This is a genomic window from Shewanella psychromarinicola (assembly GCF_003855155.1).
GTDB lineage: Bacteria > Pseudomonadota > Gammaproteobacteria > Enterobacterales > Shewanellaceae > Shewanella > Shewanella psychromarinicola.
The window spans coordinates 3,881,136-3,898,023 of record NZ_CP034073.1 but is presented as its reverse complement, the minus strand read 5'-3'; the positions used below and the strand labels follow the sequence as shown (position 1 = coordinate 3,898,023).

Annotated in this window: 13 protein-coding genes and 3 tRNA genes; 8 read left to right on the top strand and 8 right to left on the bottom strand. The window is 40.9% G+C overall.

Annotation, left to right across the window (positions count from 1 at the left end):
- Positions 1 to 145: 145 nt before the first annotated feature.
- The 3 genes from EGC80_RS16980 to EGC80_RS16970 form a co-directional block, all read right to left on the bottom strand.
- A tRNA-Tyr gene (locus EGC80_RS16980) sits at positions 146 to 230 on the bottom strand.
- A 30-nt stretch (positions 231 to 260) separates the two neighbouring features.
- Positions 261 to 345 (bottom strand) — tRNA-Tyr (locus EGC80_RS16975).
- Between the two features lie 67 nt (positions 346 to 412).
- Positions 413 to 497: transfer RNA gene (locus tag EGC80_RS16970), tRNA-Tyr, on the bottom strand.
- A gap of 125 nt (positions 498 to 622) precedes the next feature.
- Here EGC80_RS16970 and EGC80_RS16965 point away from each other — a divergent pair.
- The 3 genes from EGC80_RS16965 to EGC80_RS16955 all read left to right on the top strand — a co-directional run bounded on the left by EGC80_RS16965 (position 623) and on the right by EGC80_RS16955 (position 4,125).
- Positions 623 to 1,120, top strand: coding sequence for a VC2046/SO_2500 family protein (locus EGC80_RS16965; protein WP_101031751.1), 498 nt, complete (start codon positions 623 to 625; stop codon positions 1,118 to 1,120).
- A 141-nt stretch (positions 1,121 to 1,261) separates the two neighbouring features.
- Positions 1,262 to 1,549 carry a DUF406 family protein gene (locus tag EGC80_RS16960; protein WP_101031749.1) on the top strand — a complete coding sequence of 96 codons (288 nt, stop codon included), beginning with the start codon at positions 1,262 to 1,264 and terminating at the stop codon, positions 1,547 to 1,549.
- 341 nt (positions 1,550 to 1,890) lie between these two features.
- Complete coding sequence (locus EGC80_RS16955; RefSeq protein WP_124011512.1) at positions 1,891 to 4,125, top strand: bifunctional diguanylate cyclase/phosphodiesterase; 2,235 nt, start codon at positions 1,891 to 1,893, stop codon at positions 4,123 to 4,125.
- Between the two features lie 227 nt (positions 4,126 to 4,352).
- Here the strand turns inward: EGC80_RS16955 and EGC80_RS16950 are convergent, their stop codons facing one another.
- Together EGC80_RS16950 and EGC80_RS16945 are read right to left on the bottom strand one after the other, a co-directional pair.
- Positions 4,353 to 4,844 (bottom strand): YchJ family protein, encoded by a 492-nt coding sequence (locus tag EGC80_RS16950; RefSeq protein WP_124011511.1) that lies wholly within the window; start codon positions 4,842 to 4,844, stop codon positions 4,353 to 4,355.
- 8 nt (positions 4,845 to 4,852) lie between these two features.
- Positions 4,853 to 5,437, bottom strand: coding sequence for a YybH family protein (locus EGC80_RS16945; RefSeq protein WP_233768532.1), 585 nt, complete (start codon positions 5,435 to 5,437; stop codon positions 4,853 to 4,855).
- 146 nt (positions 5,438 to 5,583) lie between these two features.
- Here EGC80_RS16945 and smrA point away from each other — a divergent pair, with 146 nt between their 5' ends.
- The gene (gene smrA, locus EGC80_RS16940; protein WP_124011510.1) at positions 5,584 to 6,186 is read left to right on the top strand and encodes a DNA endonuclease SmrA; all 603 of its coding nucleotides are present in this window, start codon (positions 5,584 to 5,586) and stop codon (positions 6,184 to 6,186) included.
- A gap of 180 nt (positions 6,187 to 6,366) precedes the next feature.
- On the opposite strand, the gene EGC80_RS16935 is transcribed toward smrA, so the two are convergent.
- Positions 6,367 to 8,208, bottom strand: coding sequence for a M2 family metallopeptidase (locus EGC80_RS16935; RefSeq protein WP_124011509.1), 1,842 nt, complete (start codon positions 8,206 to 8,208; stop codon positions 6,367 to 6,369).
- Between the two features lie 194 nt (positions 8,209 to 8,402).
- Here EGC80_RS16935 and EGC80_RS16930 point away from each other — a divergent pair, with 194 nt between their 5' ends.
- A complete protein-coding gene (locus EGC80_RS16930) occupies positions 8,403 to 9,044 on the top strand; it encodes a TetR/AcrR family transcriptional regulator (protein ID WP_124011508.1) in 642 nt (213 codons plus the stop codon).
- Positions 9,045 to 9,055: 11 nt separating this feature from the next.
- On the top strand, positions 9,056 to 11,332 hold the full coding sequence (locus EGC80_RS16925) for an acyl-CoA dehydrogenase (RefSeq protein ID WP_124011507.1): 2,277 nt from the start codon (positions 9,056 to 9,058) through the stop codon (positions 11,330 to 11,332).
- Positions 11,333 to 11,613: 281 nt separating this feature from the next.
- Here EGC80_RS16925 and pyk read toward each other — a convergent pair whose 3' ends face one another.
- The gene (pyk, locus tag EGC80_RS16920; protein WP_124011506.1) at positions 11,614 to 13,053 is read right to left on the bottom strand and encodes a pyruvate kinase; all 1,440 of its coding nucleotides are present in this window, start codon (positions 13,051 to 13,053) and stop codon (positions 11,614 to 11,616) included.
- 444 nt (positions 13,054 to 13,497) lie between these two features.
- Positions 13,498 to 14,352 (bottom strand): MurR/RpiR family transcriptional regulator, encoded by an 855-nt coding sequence (locus EGC80_RS16915; protein WP_124011505.1) that lies wholly within the window; start codon positions 14,350 to 14,352, stop codon positions 13,498 to 13,500.
- Between the two features lie 355 nt (positions 14,353 to 14,707).
- Here EGC80_RS16915 and zwf point away from each other — a divergent pair, with 355 nt between their 5' ends.
- Together zwf and pgl are read left to right on the top strand one after the other, a co-directional pair.
- Entirely contained in the window at positions 14,708 to 16,177 is a 1,470-nt protein-coding gene (gene zwf, locus EGC80_RS16910; protein WP_124011504.1) for a glucose-6-phosphate dehydrogenase, read from the top strand.
- A 9-nt stretch (positions 16,178 to 16,186) separates the two neighbouring features.
- Positions 16,187 to 16,885: a 6-phosphogluconolactonase gene (pgl, locus tag EGC80_RS16905; RefSeq protein WP_124011503.1), complete on the top strand. Its 699-nt coding sequence runs from the start codon at positions 16,187 to 16,189 to the stop codon at positions 16,883 to 16,885.
- Positions 16,886 to 16,888 lie beyond the last annotated feature (3 nt).

Below are 16,888 nucleotides of genomic sequence, written 5' to 3'. Positions count from 1 at the left end.
GTGGTGTAAACAGACTATAACTTGGATGACATAAATTGGTCTAGATGAGGTCGACAAAGCGCAGATAGGGAAATATTTTTAACAAGGGTAAATAAGCTACAGGACACAGTAATAAAACAGCGTTGAATTAAAGTAAGATGTAAAATGGTGGAGGGAGAAGGATTCGAACCTTCGAAGGCTGAGCCGTCAGATTTACAGTCTGATCCCTTTGGCCACTCGGGAACCCCTCCACAGCAAGATAGATACGAATAAAAGAAAGATGGTGGAGGGAGAAGGATTCGAACCTTCGAAGGCTGAGCCGTCAGATTTACAGTCTGATCCCTTTGGCCACTCGGGAACCCCTCCACATTTTTTCTTTTTTTCTTACTCTCTTTTTACATTTTAACTCTTTACAGCTTTACCACATCGCAAATGGTGGAGGGAGAAGGATTCGAACCTTCGAAGGCTGAGCCGTCAGATTTACAGTCTGATCCCTTTGGCCACTCGGGAACCCCTCCTCAATTGCGGCCGCCATAGTAGTCAGAAACCTTTTATATGTAAAGTGTAAAATTGAATATATTGCTAAAGTTTATGACTGTTTGGTCGATAAATTAGCATCGAGCAATAGTAGTGATGTTTTTATATGCAAATTGAATCAACATTAGTCAATGAATTACAAATAGGGAACCGATTAAACGTCGCGATTGAACATAATCGTCGCGGTGAATTTGGTTTGCTATTGGCTATGTTGTCGGTTGATGCCGTTGATATGGCTCAATTTCAATTGGATAATGATATAGAGAGCACGCAAAAGCTACGAAGACAGTTTGCGGTACCGCCAGCGCAATTACTGGTTGATGATATATCAGTCCACCCGGACACTATCGATAACGCTATTGTGTTTCAGCAGCAAGGGGCAAGGCAGTTTCAACTTCAACAAGCATTAACGCCAGAAGCGCTTGTGATTAGAGGCTCTCAACCAGATGCGATGGTTGAAGTCTTAAGTAACTGTGATTACCTGACTAAAAATAAAGCCATTAATGCTTACCAACAACATACTCCAATAGAAGAGATGCATTTTCTGGATCAGCTCAATACACAACGTAAGATTTCAAATACCTTATCATTACAGTTGGCTTAACTGCTTAGGGTTAATACGGTGCTGTTACTCTTAGATAGTATAGAGTGAATATTTTTGGTAATTGTGAGCATGGCAAATAAAATTCAGCCAAAATTGGGTTATATTTGTGGTTCGACGTTAAACAAACTGATGGGGTGAGTAATGATTGAGAAAATTAAACAGCAACAAGGTAATGTCAATGACACCTGTGCGGAATGTGGTAGTTATGTTGATATTGGTGCCGTCGTTGAAGCAGAAGATACTTTATTGATGCTTAGTTTTGTCGGTGACGATGCATTGTTGCAAGCACAAGCTATGCAGCAAATAGCACAACAACGTTTTACTGATACAAAAGCTGAGATTGTTGATGAGGATAACACTATTGCTTTGAAGCTTGATTTCGCTTATAGCGTGGAGAAGATGATTTTTCAACTTGAAAATCAACTTTAGATTTATGGCACTTTGTAATGAAAATAAAAACGTGTTACGTGTTTGTTGTTAAACACTTTTTATGGGAGTGAGCATCGTGTGTCAACAATCCTAATTAAGCGTAACAATATATTACCAAAGGATTGCTGTTTTAGAGTATCGGGTGTAATCTGCTTTACTTAACTAAAGGTATAGTAGCTTATGCTAATCTAATATTCTAAATGTTTTTAACGCGAGTTTCGCTCCCGGTGCATTGCTGTTATATGTTGACTCACGCTGTGAATATCAGAAAATAATAATAAGTGTACTGAGTTAATAATGTTAAAGATTTAGAGTGATGAAGCCATTTTTTCGGAATGTAAATGAATCGAAAAGAGCAACAGCATTTATTGGAATTAATTGTAAATTCCAGTGCTAAACAACAAGGTGATTTCAAAAAAACCGCAGAGTTGGTATGCCAACAGCTGCGAGAATATTTCGCTGCGTCATTTGTATCTGTTTGGTCATTGAGAAATAAAAACGATAGTAACGGCTTTGCTGACGATGACGATTTTATCTGTGAGCATACTTTAGTCGCAAGCAAGGTTAACGACAAACTGAGTCATTTATCTCATTTGAGACAAATGACCATTGACCCTCAATATTTTAATGAGTTACGTTCCCATCGATATATTTTATCCACCGACAGCACGCATATAAATTTAGTTCAAACATTTTCTGAGTACTACCAACACCACAACATTGCCACCAGTATCGATATTGCCATCCGAATAAATGGCCATATAGAGGGCATTTTGTCGGTGGAAAGCTGTGAAGAGGCCCGTTGGATAAAATCTGATATTCAGTTTGCTATTCAATGTGCTGATCAATTGGCGTTAACGTTATCTACGCGCTATACCTATGATCGCAATGAACAAGTTTATATGTTGCGAAATGCTACCGAGCAATCAGAACATGTTGTCATGCTGGTGAATACCGATAGTCGTATTATTGAGTATGTTAACAGTGCCCACGAAAAAATGACCGGGTTACCCCGTTCTTCGGTTGAACATCATAGTGCTTCAAACCTCGATGTGTTTAGGCATACGCCACAACTGCTTGACCAGGTTATCAATAAATTACGTAATAGCGAGATCGTTAAAGGCGACCTTAAATTGGCGCGAATTGACGGTAGTGAATATTGGATAAATTATCATGTTACGCCGTTTGTAACGGAACAAGGTAAGCATTATGCGCTTGTGTCTAGTTACGATAATTCCGCAGAATATTTACACAAAGCCGAATTAGAGCGTTTGGCATGGCATTGTTCATTAACAGGACTACACAATCGTAGCCATTTTACCCCCATTCTAGATAGCGCTACTGAAGGTACATTAATTCTTATTGATTTATTAGGCTTCAAGCGTTTTAACGATACTCATGGCCATGAACAAGGTGACGCCTTATTAATTGAGACGGCAAGACGTTTACAATATTTTGCAGAGACTTCCAACGCTATTGATGTCGCCAGAATAGGTAGCGATGAATTTGCTGTATTATTGCCGCCGATGTTACCGGATACAGATGTCGAACAAATGATCAGCCAGCTTTACATGAATCTGGCCGCTTCATCAGTCATCTATCGAGAAAAAGTAGAACCTAGACCCGCCATTGCCGTAGTCGATATCAAGTCAGTAGTCGGCTTGTTCAACCCGTTATCTTGTGCTGATATTACGTTACAAGTTGCTAAGAAAAACAATGATATTCATTATCAATTCTTTAATGAAGCGCTACTTGAAGCTTTTAACACTAAAGCAGAGATAGAGCATGATTTACACCACGCTATTCGCGGTCGAGAGTTTGAGTTGTATTATCAACCCTTAATGGATCTGCAAAATAATCAGTATATTGGTGCAGAAGCATTAATTCGCTGGCATCACCCTAAAAAAGGGGTGCTTTATCCAGGTGCGTTTATCGAAATAGCAGAACAAACCGGGATGATTAATCAAATTGGTGAATGGGTATTAGAAACGGCCTGTAAGCAATTGAATTTGTGGCAGCATAAAGATGTCAACATTGCGATGCATGTGAATGTTGCCGCGCGACAATTTTTTAGCGGTAACTTGTATGAACAAGTTTGGCGTTTCGTTACGCGCTATCGTATTAAGCCTAAGACTTTGATCCTTGAAATAACTGAAACTGAACTCATGGGAGATATTCGCTATGCAATTAAGTTATGTCATGAATTGGCCGAATTAGGTGTCGGTTTAGCGATTGATGATTTTGGTACAGGTTACAGTTCGATGAAATACCTTAAGCAATTCCCCATTTCGAAATTAAAAATAGATCGCTCATTTATTATGGATATCTGTTCTAGCCACGAAAGCCGTGAGATTGTCAGTGCGATTATCGCGATGGCTAAAGCACTGAATATTTCGTTAACCGCTGAAGGGGTTGAAACCAAAGAACAGGAAGCGTTTTTAACATTGAACGCTTGCGATCATGCTCAAGGGTTTTTATATAGCCCAGCTATACGTGTTAATGATTTTGCCTTGTTTATTAATGCCCATGAGATGAAACGACACCAACAGGCATTAAGTGAGCAACATGTTGGCTGAGTCGTCGTATTTCATCCTTGTGGAGCATAAGATTTTTACGGGTAATGATTGAAATTATCTTTAAGCAGTATTCTACAAAATGCTAAATAGCCTTTTCACAGCGTCTTTTACTCAATTTTTATTTATCAATAGCAGATTAATTCACTATTGCTCTGCAACGAGCTATTCGACGACATCAGCAACTAGGCTTATTTTTAAGCGGATGGGTAGCGTATTACTCACCGTTGCTAACCCGTGCGCTTAGCACAGCATTGTTTGAATTTTTTGCCGCTATGACAGATACAAGGGTCATTCCTGCCTGGTAACCGAGTTTGCATTTGGTGTCCGTGAGTATAAAACCAATGGCCATCTTGTTTGATAAATGACGAACACTCATAAATAGCATCAATGTGTTTGTTTTCAATAAACCAAGCTTTAAAGGTTACTTCGCCATATTCAGATTGTTGTGTCGATGACATTACCACTAAACCCAACCACTGGGTTTTACCTTGGGCAAGTTGTTGTTCAGTCAAACCGTGTAAATATTGTGGATGATGCGTCGCAATCAAATAGCGGAAATGACGCAACACAAAGGCACAATAACGAGACCGCATTAAACGCTCTGGTATCTCTGCCACAGCACGACCTAAATGATATGGCTCACAGCATTGCTCGTAGGGACGTGAACTGCCACAGGGGCAGTGTGTCGATTTAGCGTCTAATAAATCATTATTCTTCATCAAGTTTATTATTTTGCGGCTGCAGCAATAAATTGCCGACCATAATATAGATTCGGTACCGGTTTCGCATCATAGTAAAAATGGGGCGCGGCGTGAGTGTTAGAGTCGACGCTAATTTTCCATTGTTGCTTGCTGTCTTTGGTAAAAACAGTCACAAACTTACCGGCAAACTCACTGATCGGTTCACCAGACTCTTTTCCTGGGTGAAACCGCACTAAATAATAACCAATGTAGGTTGCGCTATTTGGTTCGCTATAACGTACAAGTACACGAAAGTCGACTTCAAGTTTAGCGTGTTTAGTTTTAATCTTATTAAAAAATCGGCTATACAGATCTAAAATGTTTTCTTTACCGCTAATGATGCCTCGGTCTTGTGTTTCAGAAATATACACAGCATCGTCAGTGTATATTTGCTCAATGGCGGTTAAATCTAATTGTTCAAAAGCTTGAGTCAATTTTGTAAAATTAGCATTCAACGTCTGATGAGGGATCGACTCTGCGGCATAAACGTTCAACGTGATTCCGCTCAAACCCACTGCTAGCAGAAGTAGAGACGACCATGGCGCATTCAATAAGGTCAATATTTTTTTCAAGGATTAGTTCTCTTTTTAGCTAACGGTGTTTTTCAAGGCAGTTGTCGCCTAAATCAATAATTGAAGCGATACCGTAACCGTAACTATAATTTATTCATCAACTTTGCTAAAGCGTAGAATCTTTACAAAGTATGTAGGAGGTCCATATGTTGTTAAGTGATGACCCATTATTCTTACAAGAAATGGCCGATGTGACTCCTATTAAACATCAACATCAAACACAGACTGCCCAAACATGGCCTAATCCATTAAGAGTAACAGATGCTCAACTGGCAAAGCGAGCGGCAGCAGAGCAACATGAGTTGTTAGCGTTATTGCCCACCGATCCTTATTTATTCAAACCGCTTAAGCCCGACGATGTGGTGAGCTATAAAATGGATGGCATTCAAGACGAAGTGTTTACACAACTTCGACTGGGTAAATATCGATTCAATACTGTGTTGGATTTACATCAATATCGGCTTTTACAGGCCCGTGAAAGTTTACTTAATTACGTATTAAGTGCTTATGAACACGGAGAACGTAACATACTGGTTATTCATGGTAAGGGTTATAAAAGCAAACCTTATGCAGCATTAATGAAATCTGCAGTATGTCATTGGTTACAATTTATCGAGCCGGTTACCGCGTATCATTCTGCCACAAAAGAATGTGGCGGGGTCGGCGCGCTATTTGTGATGCTAAAAAAATCACAGCAAAAAAGAATTGAAAATGGCGAGTTGAATAGAAAAGGTCGTGGTTTTAGATAGGTTTACATTAAATCGAGAGTATTTATATAAAATAATGGCGCTATTATTGACTAGCGCCATTATTTTAAGTGAAAAAATTAGATGTGAAGTAGCGGCCTCTTAATGATCGTTTATTTGCATCAGTCACTGCAACCAATCGCTACAATCGGTCGCTGAAACAATCGGTCATCACATCGAGGGTTACCAGCCACACTGGCGGTTTGCCTGTGTATTTTGTTCATCTAACCAGACTTGCAAAGGGGCAAAGTAATCTAACACTGCTTTGGCGTCCATTTTGTCTGAACCTGTCACAACGTTAAGCGCTTCAGGCCAAGGTTTGCTGGCACCCATTTCGAGCATTTGATTCAGTTTAGCTCCTGCTGCTTTGTTACCATAAATGCTACAACGGTGAACAGGACCTGTGTCACCTGCAATATCACACAGTGCTTTATGGAATTGGAACTGCAGTACATGGGCTAAGAAATAACGCGTATAGGGGACATTGCCTGGGACATGATATTTAGCACCAGGATCAAAATCCGCTTCAGTACGCTCAATGGGTGCTTTAACACCTTGATATTTTTCACGTAGCTCCCACCAAGCTTGGTTATATTGCTCCGGTTTGATGGTGCCGTTAAATACTTGCCAGCGCCATTGATCAATCATTAACCCAAAAGGCATAAAGGCAATTTTATCTAATGCTTGCTTTAACAATAATCCAATGTCTTTAGACGCATCGGGGACCGTTTCAAGTAAGCCAATTTTCTGCAAATACTTAGGCGTAATAGATAAGGCTATTGTGTCGCCAATCGCTTCATGGAAGCCATCATTTGCTGAGTTTTTAAAGATGAAAGGCTGGTTTTTATAGGCTCGTTGATAAAAATTATGGCCTAATTCATGATGAATAACACTAAAGTCTTCAGCATTTTTCTGAATACACATTTTAATGCGGATATCATCTAGGTTATCCAAGTCCCACGCCGATGCATGGCACACCACATCACGGCCTTGAGGTTGTACAAACATTGAACGGGTCCAAAATGTTTCTGGTAATGCGCCAAACCCAAGTGAAGTGAAGAAACCTTCAGCTTGTTTTACCATTTTAATTTCATCATAGCCGTTTTGGGCTAATAGTTCGGTCACGTTATAGCCAGGGTCTGCATCTTTAGGTGCAACACTATTATAGATAGTACCCCATTGTTGAGCCCACATATTCCCCAGTAAATGCGCTGGAATAGGGCCCGTCTTTGGCGCAACGTCATCACCATATTGTTGGTTTAATTCGCCGCGAACATAGCAATGTAATGAGTCATAAAGCGGCTTTATTTGTGCCCAGAGCCGATCAAGTTCTGCTGAAAATGCCTCAGGCTCCATGTCGTATTGGCTGCGCCACAGTTCAGACAAGTCGGTATAACCTAGATCGCTTGCGCCTTGATTGGCTAATTCAACTTCGCGTTCAAATAACGGACGCATGGGTTTGGCTATTTCACGCCAACCTTTCCATGCTTCTAAAAGCAAAGCAGGGTCTTTTGACTCTGCCATAATATTAGATAACTCAGGTTGAGTAAGGCAGCGACCGTCAGCAAAGCAATATTTACCTTTGCCGTAAAGTCCATTGAGCTGTGAGACGATACTAGCCAGCTCGGCATTTTTAGCTGCATCAAGTGGAGCGGGTAATACTATGCTACTGCGAAGGCTGTTAAGCTTGCGTGCATTGACAGGGTCTAAATCTACGTTAGCGTATTTGGCCGCTTCAGTTGCATAGCGCACTGATGTGGAGGTTACTTTTTCTCCCATTGCAGCAGATAAAGCCGCGGTGTCATCTGTAATGAAATTGGAATAGATCCATTCTGCACGGTTAGCTTCAATCGATAAACTGGCTAAATCAGCCTCTGCGCGGTTAACAAAATTTATTGCGGCTGCGATATCTGTTTTTTCATCAGCAGCCTCAGTGGTGACAGTCGTGTCGTTACACGCACACAATCCTAATGCGATTGAGACAATAAGTGCAATTTGGGACGGTCGTTTTAAAGGCAAATTCATTTGTTTGCATCCTTGTTTTTCTTGTCGTAATGAGTGTACCGAAAAATAGCAAACTTTGCATATAAGTTAACAATCTGATGCGGTTGTTACTGTTTTTGTTGTTTGCATAAACAAAGAAAGCTAACAATTTCGATTGACATCTGTGCGCTCAATGATTAATTTAAACAGGTGTTTAAATTAACTTGGGTCTTGGAATGGCAAGTCGTACTGATACAAAAACAAGAATACTCGATGCAGCTGAAAAGTTGTTTGCTGAAAGAGGTTTTTCTGAAACGTCGTTACGACTGATTACGAGTAAAGCTGAAGTCAATTTGGCGTCGGTCAATTACCATTTTGGTTCGAAAAAAGAATTAATTCGTGCTGTATTAGCAAGATACTTAGATGTGTTTATGCCAAGCGCTTCGATAGAGATTAATCGTTTACATAATGCGCCTGAAAATGCATCACTAAACGAGATTTTTTCTGCTTTAATTAACCCGTTACTTGAATTGAATAAGGTACGTAACGGCGGCACGATTATTTTCTTACAGTTGTTGGGCCGAGGTTACATAGAAAGCCAAGGGCATTTGCGCTGGTTTATCACCACACACTATGGCGAACATTTAGCCACATTTGTTCAAGCTGTATCAGCCAGCGTTCCGCATATTCCCGCGGCTGAAATGTTTTGGCGTTTGCATTTCACTTTAGGAACTATTGTGTTCACTATGGCTTCTGCAGATGCCTTAAATGAAATTGCCGCGGCAGATTATGGTGAACATAACAATATTGAAGCCATTATTCGTAAAGTTATCCCCTACATGGCAGCTGGTGTTGCTGTCCCTGTGTTAACAAACTAAGAAGGTATAAAATGACCATCGTCATATTGCTTATTATAGCGATCATCGTCCTCTTTGGCGTACGTAATATCAGGATGCAATTTATCACGCGTCCAGTATTCTCATTTTTCAAAAAAGTGTTGCCTCCATTGTCGAGTACCGAGAAAGAAGCAATGGAAGCCGGTGATGTTTGGTGGGAAGGTGAGTTATTCCGCGGAAAACCAAACTGGAACACCTTACACAGTTATGGTAAACCAACGTTAAGTGCAGAAGAAAAAGACTTTATTGATAATCAAGTACAAACCGCATTAACCATGATTGACGATTTCGATATTGTCCATAATCGTAAAGATTTACCGCCAGAGTTATGGCAATATTTTAAAGAACAAGGCTTTTTTGCGTTAATTATTCCTAAAAAGTACGGCGGGCGTGAATTTTCAGCTTATGCAAACTCAACGATTGTGGCTAAAATTGCCACCCGCAGTGTCAGTGCTGCCGTTACCGTTATGGTGCCTAACTCTTTAGGCCCAGGTGAGCTATTAACGCATTACGGCACTCAAGAGCAAAAAGAGCGTTGGTTGCCATCGTTAGCTGTGGGTAAAGATATTCCCTGTTTCGCGTTAACGGGTCCAGAAGCGGGCAGTGATGCTGGCGCAATCCCTGACTTGGGTATTGTGTGTCGCCGTGAGTTTGAAGGCGAAGAGACATTAGGCTTAAGTTTAACTTGGAACAAGCGTTACATTACCTTAGCACCTGTAGCGACAGTATTAGGGTTAGCATTCCAAATGCGCGATCCTGACGGTTTGTTAGGTGAGATTAAAAACCTAGGTATTACTTGTGCGTTGATCCCAACGGATCATCAAGGCGTTGAAATCGGTCGTCGTCATAATCCATTAATGATGGGGTTTATGAACGGTACTACCAGTGGTGAAGATGTATTCATTCCATTAGATTGGATTATTGGTGGACCACAGTTTGCGGGTAAAGGCTGGCGTATGCTGGTTGAATGTTTGTCTGCAGGACGTGGTATTTCATTACCTGCGCTTGCTACTGCATCTGGCCATGTGGCCACTAAAACGACCACAGCGTATAGTTATGTTCGTCAACAGTTCGGTATGCCAATCGGTCACTTTGAAGGCGTACAAGAGGCTATGGCGCGTATTATTGCCAATACTTACCAGCTTGAAGCCGCCCGTCGTTTAACCACTCAAGGTATCGACTTAAAAGTTAAACCTTCTGTGGTTACCGCAATTGCTAAATACCATATGACAGAGTTAGGTCGTGATGTATTAGAAGACGCAATGGACATTCAGTCGGGTAAAGGTATCCAATTAGGACCTAAAAACTATTTAGGTCATGCATACATGGCAACTCCTATTTCAATTACCGTAGAAGGTGCAAACATTTTGACTCGGTCATTGATGATTTTTGGCCAAGGTGCAACGCGCTGTCATCCCTACGTTTTGGCTGAAATGGAAGCCGCGGCGATGGAAGATGAGACATCGGCATTAGACCGTTTCGATTCTCTTTTACTGGGACACATAGGTTATGCGATCGGTAACGCATTACGATCATTGGGTAATGCGTTAACGGGCAGTCGTTTTGCCAGTGCGCCAGTGAGCGGTCCGACGCAGCAATATTACCGTGATATGACGCGTATCTCTTCATCACTTGCCATCATGACTGATGTTTCGATGTTGATCATGGGCGGCGACCTTAAACGTAAAGAAATGCTCTCTGCACGTATGGGGGATGTATTAAGTCAGCTATACCTAGCGTCTGCCACGTTGAAACTGTTTGAAGATAATGGTCGTCAACAAGATGATTTACCTGCAGTGCATTATGTGATGACGGAGCGTTTACATTTAGCGGCTAAAGCGTTGAATGATGCTATCCATAATTTCCCAAGCAAAATCGCGGCAGTATTACTGCGAGTATTGATTTTTCCATTAGGGAATCACTTTAGCGCACCAAGCGACAAGTTGGCGATTGATTTAGTGACCGGTATGCTAAAGCCTGGACCTGCACGAGACCGAATCACTTTCCTTTGTAGTGATGTTGAAGATGACCAAAGTGGTATTGCGGAAGTAGAGCAAGCTTTCTTAGCCAAATATGCTGCAAAAGAGCTGTATAAAAAGTTGAAGAAAGCTCAACGTAGCGGTCATATAAAATCCAAGCTTCCAATGCTTGAGTTATTTGACGTAGCGTTAGCAAAAGACATTATCACTGAAGCTGAACATAAACAGCTTGTCGAAGCAGATGAATTGCGCTTAGCCGCTATTAACGTCAATGACTTTGAGACGCTATAATGTAAGTTGATTACTTTTATGTCAGTCTTTGATGTAAATCATTGGCGCCAAATAAACCCTGACTCTGTCGGGGTTTTTTTTCATTACAACAAAGCGATAAACAGACATTGTTAGAAATACAACAAGGGAGGGATAGGCGAATTTAGGGGGGATAGGCGGTTCATTACTAGCGTTCTAAATTTAACCCATAAAAAAAGCCAATCCGAAGACTGGCTTTAGGGTTAACGAGATAATCACAATATAAAAACTATTGAGTGTTACTCGCTACGCGTAGTTGTTGATTATGCAACAATAAGTACTTTACAAGTGTTAGTGCCACCGATCGTTTCCATCGCGTCACCTTTAGTCATGAGTACCAGATCACCACTGACCAAATAACCGGCGTTAACCATGCAGTTTAATGCTTCTTTAGCTAATTCATCAGCAGGATAAGCTGTTGAATCAAACTCAATAGGCTGTACACCACGGAACATAGCCATGCTAGCTAATGTTTTTTGATGACGTGATAATGCAAAAATCGGCAAACCAGAGCTGATACGTGACATTAATTTAGCTGTCGCGCCAGATTCCGTTAACGAAATAATCGCTTTAACACCTGGCAAGTGGTTAGCAGCATACATGGTTGATAGTGCTATCGTTTCTTCAACTGAAGAGAAACGTTCATCCATACGGTGCTTAGACACATTTACACTTGGGTGTAACTCTGCGCCTAAACAAACGTTAGCCATTGCCATAACGGTTTCTTCAGGGAAATCGCCCGCAGCGGTTTCTGCTGAGAGCATCACTGCATCAGTACCGTCTAACACTGCGTTAGCCACGTCCATCACTTCAGCACGTGTTGGCATTGGGCTTGAAATCATTGATTCCATCATTTGTGTTGCAGTGATCACGGCTTTGTTGAGTTGACGCGAACGTTGAATTAACCGTTTTTGTACAGCAACAAGTGCCGCATCGCCGATTTCAACACCTAAGTCACCACGAGCAACCATGACGACGTCTGATGCTCGGATAACATCGTCCATAGCTTCGTCAGATTCAACCGCTTCTGCACGCTCAACTTTAGCGACAATTAATGCTTTACTGCCCGCTTCAAGTGCTAACGAACGTGCTAAATCAAGATCCGCACCCGTTCGAGGAAACGATACTGCTAAGTAATCAACATCAATCAACGCAGCTGTTTTGATATCCGCCATGTCTTTTTCAGTGAGGGCAGGAGCGGTTAAGCCGCCGCCTTTTTTGTTGATGCCTTTGTTATTTGATAACGGGCCTGCTATTGTAACGCTAGTGAAGACTTTATTACCCTCAACACGTTCAACTTTTAACTGCACTCGGCCATCATCAAGCATTAATATATCGCCAATAACGACATCATTAGGTAATTGCTTGTAATCGATACCTACTTGAGTTTCATCACCTTCGCCCTTTGCTAAATCAGCATCAAGGATAAAAGCATCACCTAAGTTAAGCTTGATCTTTTTGTTATCTTTAAAGGTAGAAATACGAATTTTAGGCCCTTGCAAGTCACCTAAAATAGCGACGTGTTTGCCCAATTCTTTAGCAATCCTACGTGTATCTGTAGCACGCTTTAAATGATCTTCTGGTGAACCGTGTGAGAAGTTAAGTCTAACAACGTTAGCACCTGCCACGATAATTTTACGTAAATTGTCATCGCGATCAGTTGCTGGCCCTAGTGTAGTAACGATTTTAGTTCTGCGGAACATAAGATACTCCGTTAATGATAAGAAAGATTTTGTGTTAAATAGAATTTGGTTATTTAAAGTGCTTAAGCAATCTCGGCACTTAAATGATGTAACTATATTAACAGACATTCTCAACAAATGTAGTAAAGTTACAAACAAAAAGATCGTTTTTAATGTGTAATTTATGTGACAGATCAGCGATTTTTGCAATAAAAAAAGCCAAACAGAATAAACCGTTTGGCTTTATGAACAATATTTGATTGCGATGCATGATAATTTACACGATTAAACATAACTAAATTGTGTAATTATTTACCAGTTATCTTGTAAGATTTGTGCAAAATTCACTGTATAAATGAGAATGAGTTCGGCGTTGTGTCGATTGACGATAGATGTTGAGTTAATCGATCCTCAAACGAACAATGTCTGATCATCCGTAATATCTTCGTTTAATCGGCCATCAATTTAAATAGTCAAATCCTTGTTCACTCGAGATTCTTTTAATACTTCTTTAACGCGTTTTAAATTTTCACGAAAACGAGGGCCTCGGCGTAAGGTAAACCCTGTTGCCAATACGTCTATGGTAACCAGTTGCGCTAAGCGCGATGCCATTGGTAAATACATATCAGTATCTTCGGGCACTTCCATTGTTACAGGTAATGTACATTCAAGAGAAAGTGGCGAATTACGGGCTGTAATACCAATGACTGCGGCGCCATTTTCACGAGCGATACGGGCTATTTCAATCAGTGATTTTGTCCGGCCAGTGTGCGAAATTAATACCACTACGTCGCCTTCATTGCAGTTAATACAGCTCATGCGCTGCATTAACACATCATCGAAACATATCACTGGTACATTAAAGCGAAAGAACTTGTTTTGCGCATCATGGGCTACAGAGGCAGAGGCACCAAGACCAAAAAATGAAATAGTCTTAGCTTGAGTTAGAATATCAACGGCTTTATTTATCGCAGCTGTGTCTAAACTTTGGCGTGCAGTATCAAGCGATGCCATTGATGATTCGAAGATTTTTGTGGTATATGAATCTGGTGAATCATCTTCTTCAACGTGACGGCTTACATAAGGTGTACCGTTAGCAAGACTTTGAGCCAAATGTAACTTAAAATCAGGGAACCCCTTAGTGTCGAGTCGACGACAAAAGCGATTGACGGTTGGCTCACTTACATCAGCCATCTTGGCTAAGGTGGCGATACTTGAATGTATAGCTGTTTGCGGTGAGGCTAATATGACTTCGGCAACTTTACGTTCCGATTTACTAAATTGGGTAAGGCTTTTTTGAACCTTTTCAAGGGTATTCATAAGCAAGCATCCGCTAGAAAGTAGCTAAAAGTAGCTAAAAGTAGGTAATGTAATTTTATATCATAAGTTACAGGAATTACGTAAATTAAGTTATTTATTTACTTATGGTAGTAATCCGGAATTATTTTTCAATACAAAGATCATGGTTAAATGGTTCGCAATCTTTGTTATTGGTAGAAAATCATAGCAGATAATAGATACACATGACTAGATTAAAAACAATACAATAAATGCAAATTAAAGATGCAAAATTTAAATTCTGTTGTTATATTACAACAAAAGTGTGCTTTTATTCATTTATTCATTGACCAAATTGGAACATGACACACACATATAATCAGGAGAGCTTTAAGCAATGGGCAAATCAATTGGAGCCAAGGCTTGTGACTTCGTACTTTTCGGTACTAAAGGCGATTTAGCTAGGCGTAAACTATTACCTTCCCTATATCAGCTAGATAAAGCAGAATTGCTTGATAAAGAAACCAAGGTAATCGGTGTAGCAAAAGACGCATTTACTCAAGAAGAGTTTATCGCCCTCGTTACTAAAGCATTAAATACATTTGTAAAAGACGAACTTTGCCCAACCACGCTAGCGCGCTTCCTCAGTCGTTGTCATTATATTGGTACCAATTTTAAAGATCCTGAAGGTTATCGTGCCTTCCACGATTTACTTGAACCCAGTAAACGCGTCATGGTGAATTACTTCGCAACGCCTCCTTCGATTTTTGGTGTCATCTGCCGCTGTTTACATGCACAAAACCTGATTCAATCTGATACCCGTGTTGTGCTTGAAAAGCCGATTGGTACCGACTTGGAATCATCACATGTAATTAATAACCAAGTGGCTGAATTCTTCAATGAGAATCAGGTCTATCGTATCGATCATTATCTTGGTAAAGAAACGGTACAAAATCTAATTGCTCTGCGTTTTGCTAATTCTTTATTTGCCTCTAAATGGGATAACCGTACGATTGATCATGTCCAGATCACGGTTGCTGAAGAAGTGGGTATTGAAGGGCGTTGGGGCTACTTTGATGGCGCTGGGCAAATGCGTGACATGATCCAAAACCATTTATTACAAGTGTTAACCTTGGTTGCGATGGATCCACCGGTCAATTTAGATGCTGACAGTATTCGTGACGAAAAAGTAAAAGTGCTTAAGTCATTGCGTCCCATTAATCAAGAGAATGTGTATGAAAATACTGTTCGGGGTCAATACAGTGCTGGCTTCCTAAAAGGCTCACCCGTTCCTGGTTATCTCGAAGAAGAAGATGCCAACACCCAATCGAATACCGAAACCTTTGTGGCGTTACGTGTAGATATCGATAACTGGCGTTGGGCTGGCGTGCCATTCTACTTGCGCAGTGGTAAGCGTATGCCATTTAAGAGCAGTGAAATTGTGGTGTACTTTAAAAATCCACCGCATAACTTATACCGGGCAAGTTACCGTAATCTCCCACCGAATAAACTGACTATTCGTTTGCAACCTCACGAAGGGGTTGAAATTCAGATGATGAACAAGGTGCCAGGTCTTGAGCAAAAGCAACGCCTTCAAACCACTAAGCTTGATTTAAGTTTCAGTGACACGTTTAAAAATGAACGCATTGCAGATGCTTATGAGCGTTTGTTACTTGAAGCCATGCTTGGTAATCAAGCGCTGTTTGTTCGTCGTGATGAAGTTGAGCAAGCGTGGACATGGGTCGATGGCATTATTCAGTCATGGGAAGAAAGTGGCGAAAAACCCAAACCATACCCTGCTGGCACGTGGGGACCTGTTGCATCCGTTGCATTGATAACCAAAGATGGTCGTTCTTGGGACGAGTAGGGAGTAGACATGATTAAAGAAGCCGTATTTAAATCGTTCAATACACCCGCTGATTTAGACGCTAAATTGGCCGATAAAATTGCTAGGCAATTACAAGATGCTGTTGATACCCGTGGTAAAGCCAGCTTAGTGGTTTCTGGTGGCTCAACACCCGTGAAATTATTTGAGCTATTAAGTCATAAGCTTGTTGACTGGAGTGATGTTTATATTACTTTAGCTGATGAACGATGGGTTGAGACTGATGAAAATAATTCAAATGAAAGATTGGTTCGTCAGCATTTTCTGCAAAATCGCGCCGCTAGCGCTAAGTTTCGCGGTTTGAAAAATATGTTTGCGACGCCTGAAGCGGGTTGCGATATGACCAGCGAATCGTTAGCTAATTTTCCTCGTCCTTTTGATGTGGTGATACTGGGAATGGGTACTGATGGCCATACATGCTCATGGTTTCCTTGCAGTGCAGAGCTTGATAATGCATTAAATACCAAAGCGGTATGTGTAGCTGTTAACCCAACGACCGCGCCGCATGCACGCATCACATTGTCTAAAGATGCCATTTTAAATAGTCGTCAGATTTATTTGCATCTTGTCGGAGAACCAAAATTAACTGTATATCATCAGGCTCTCGAGAATGATGATGTTACCCAAATGCCCATTAGAGCCGTATTAGCGCAGCATAAAACGCCCGTTGATGTGTTCTATAGCGCGTAAGGA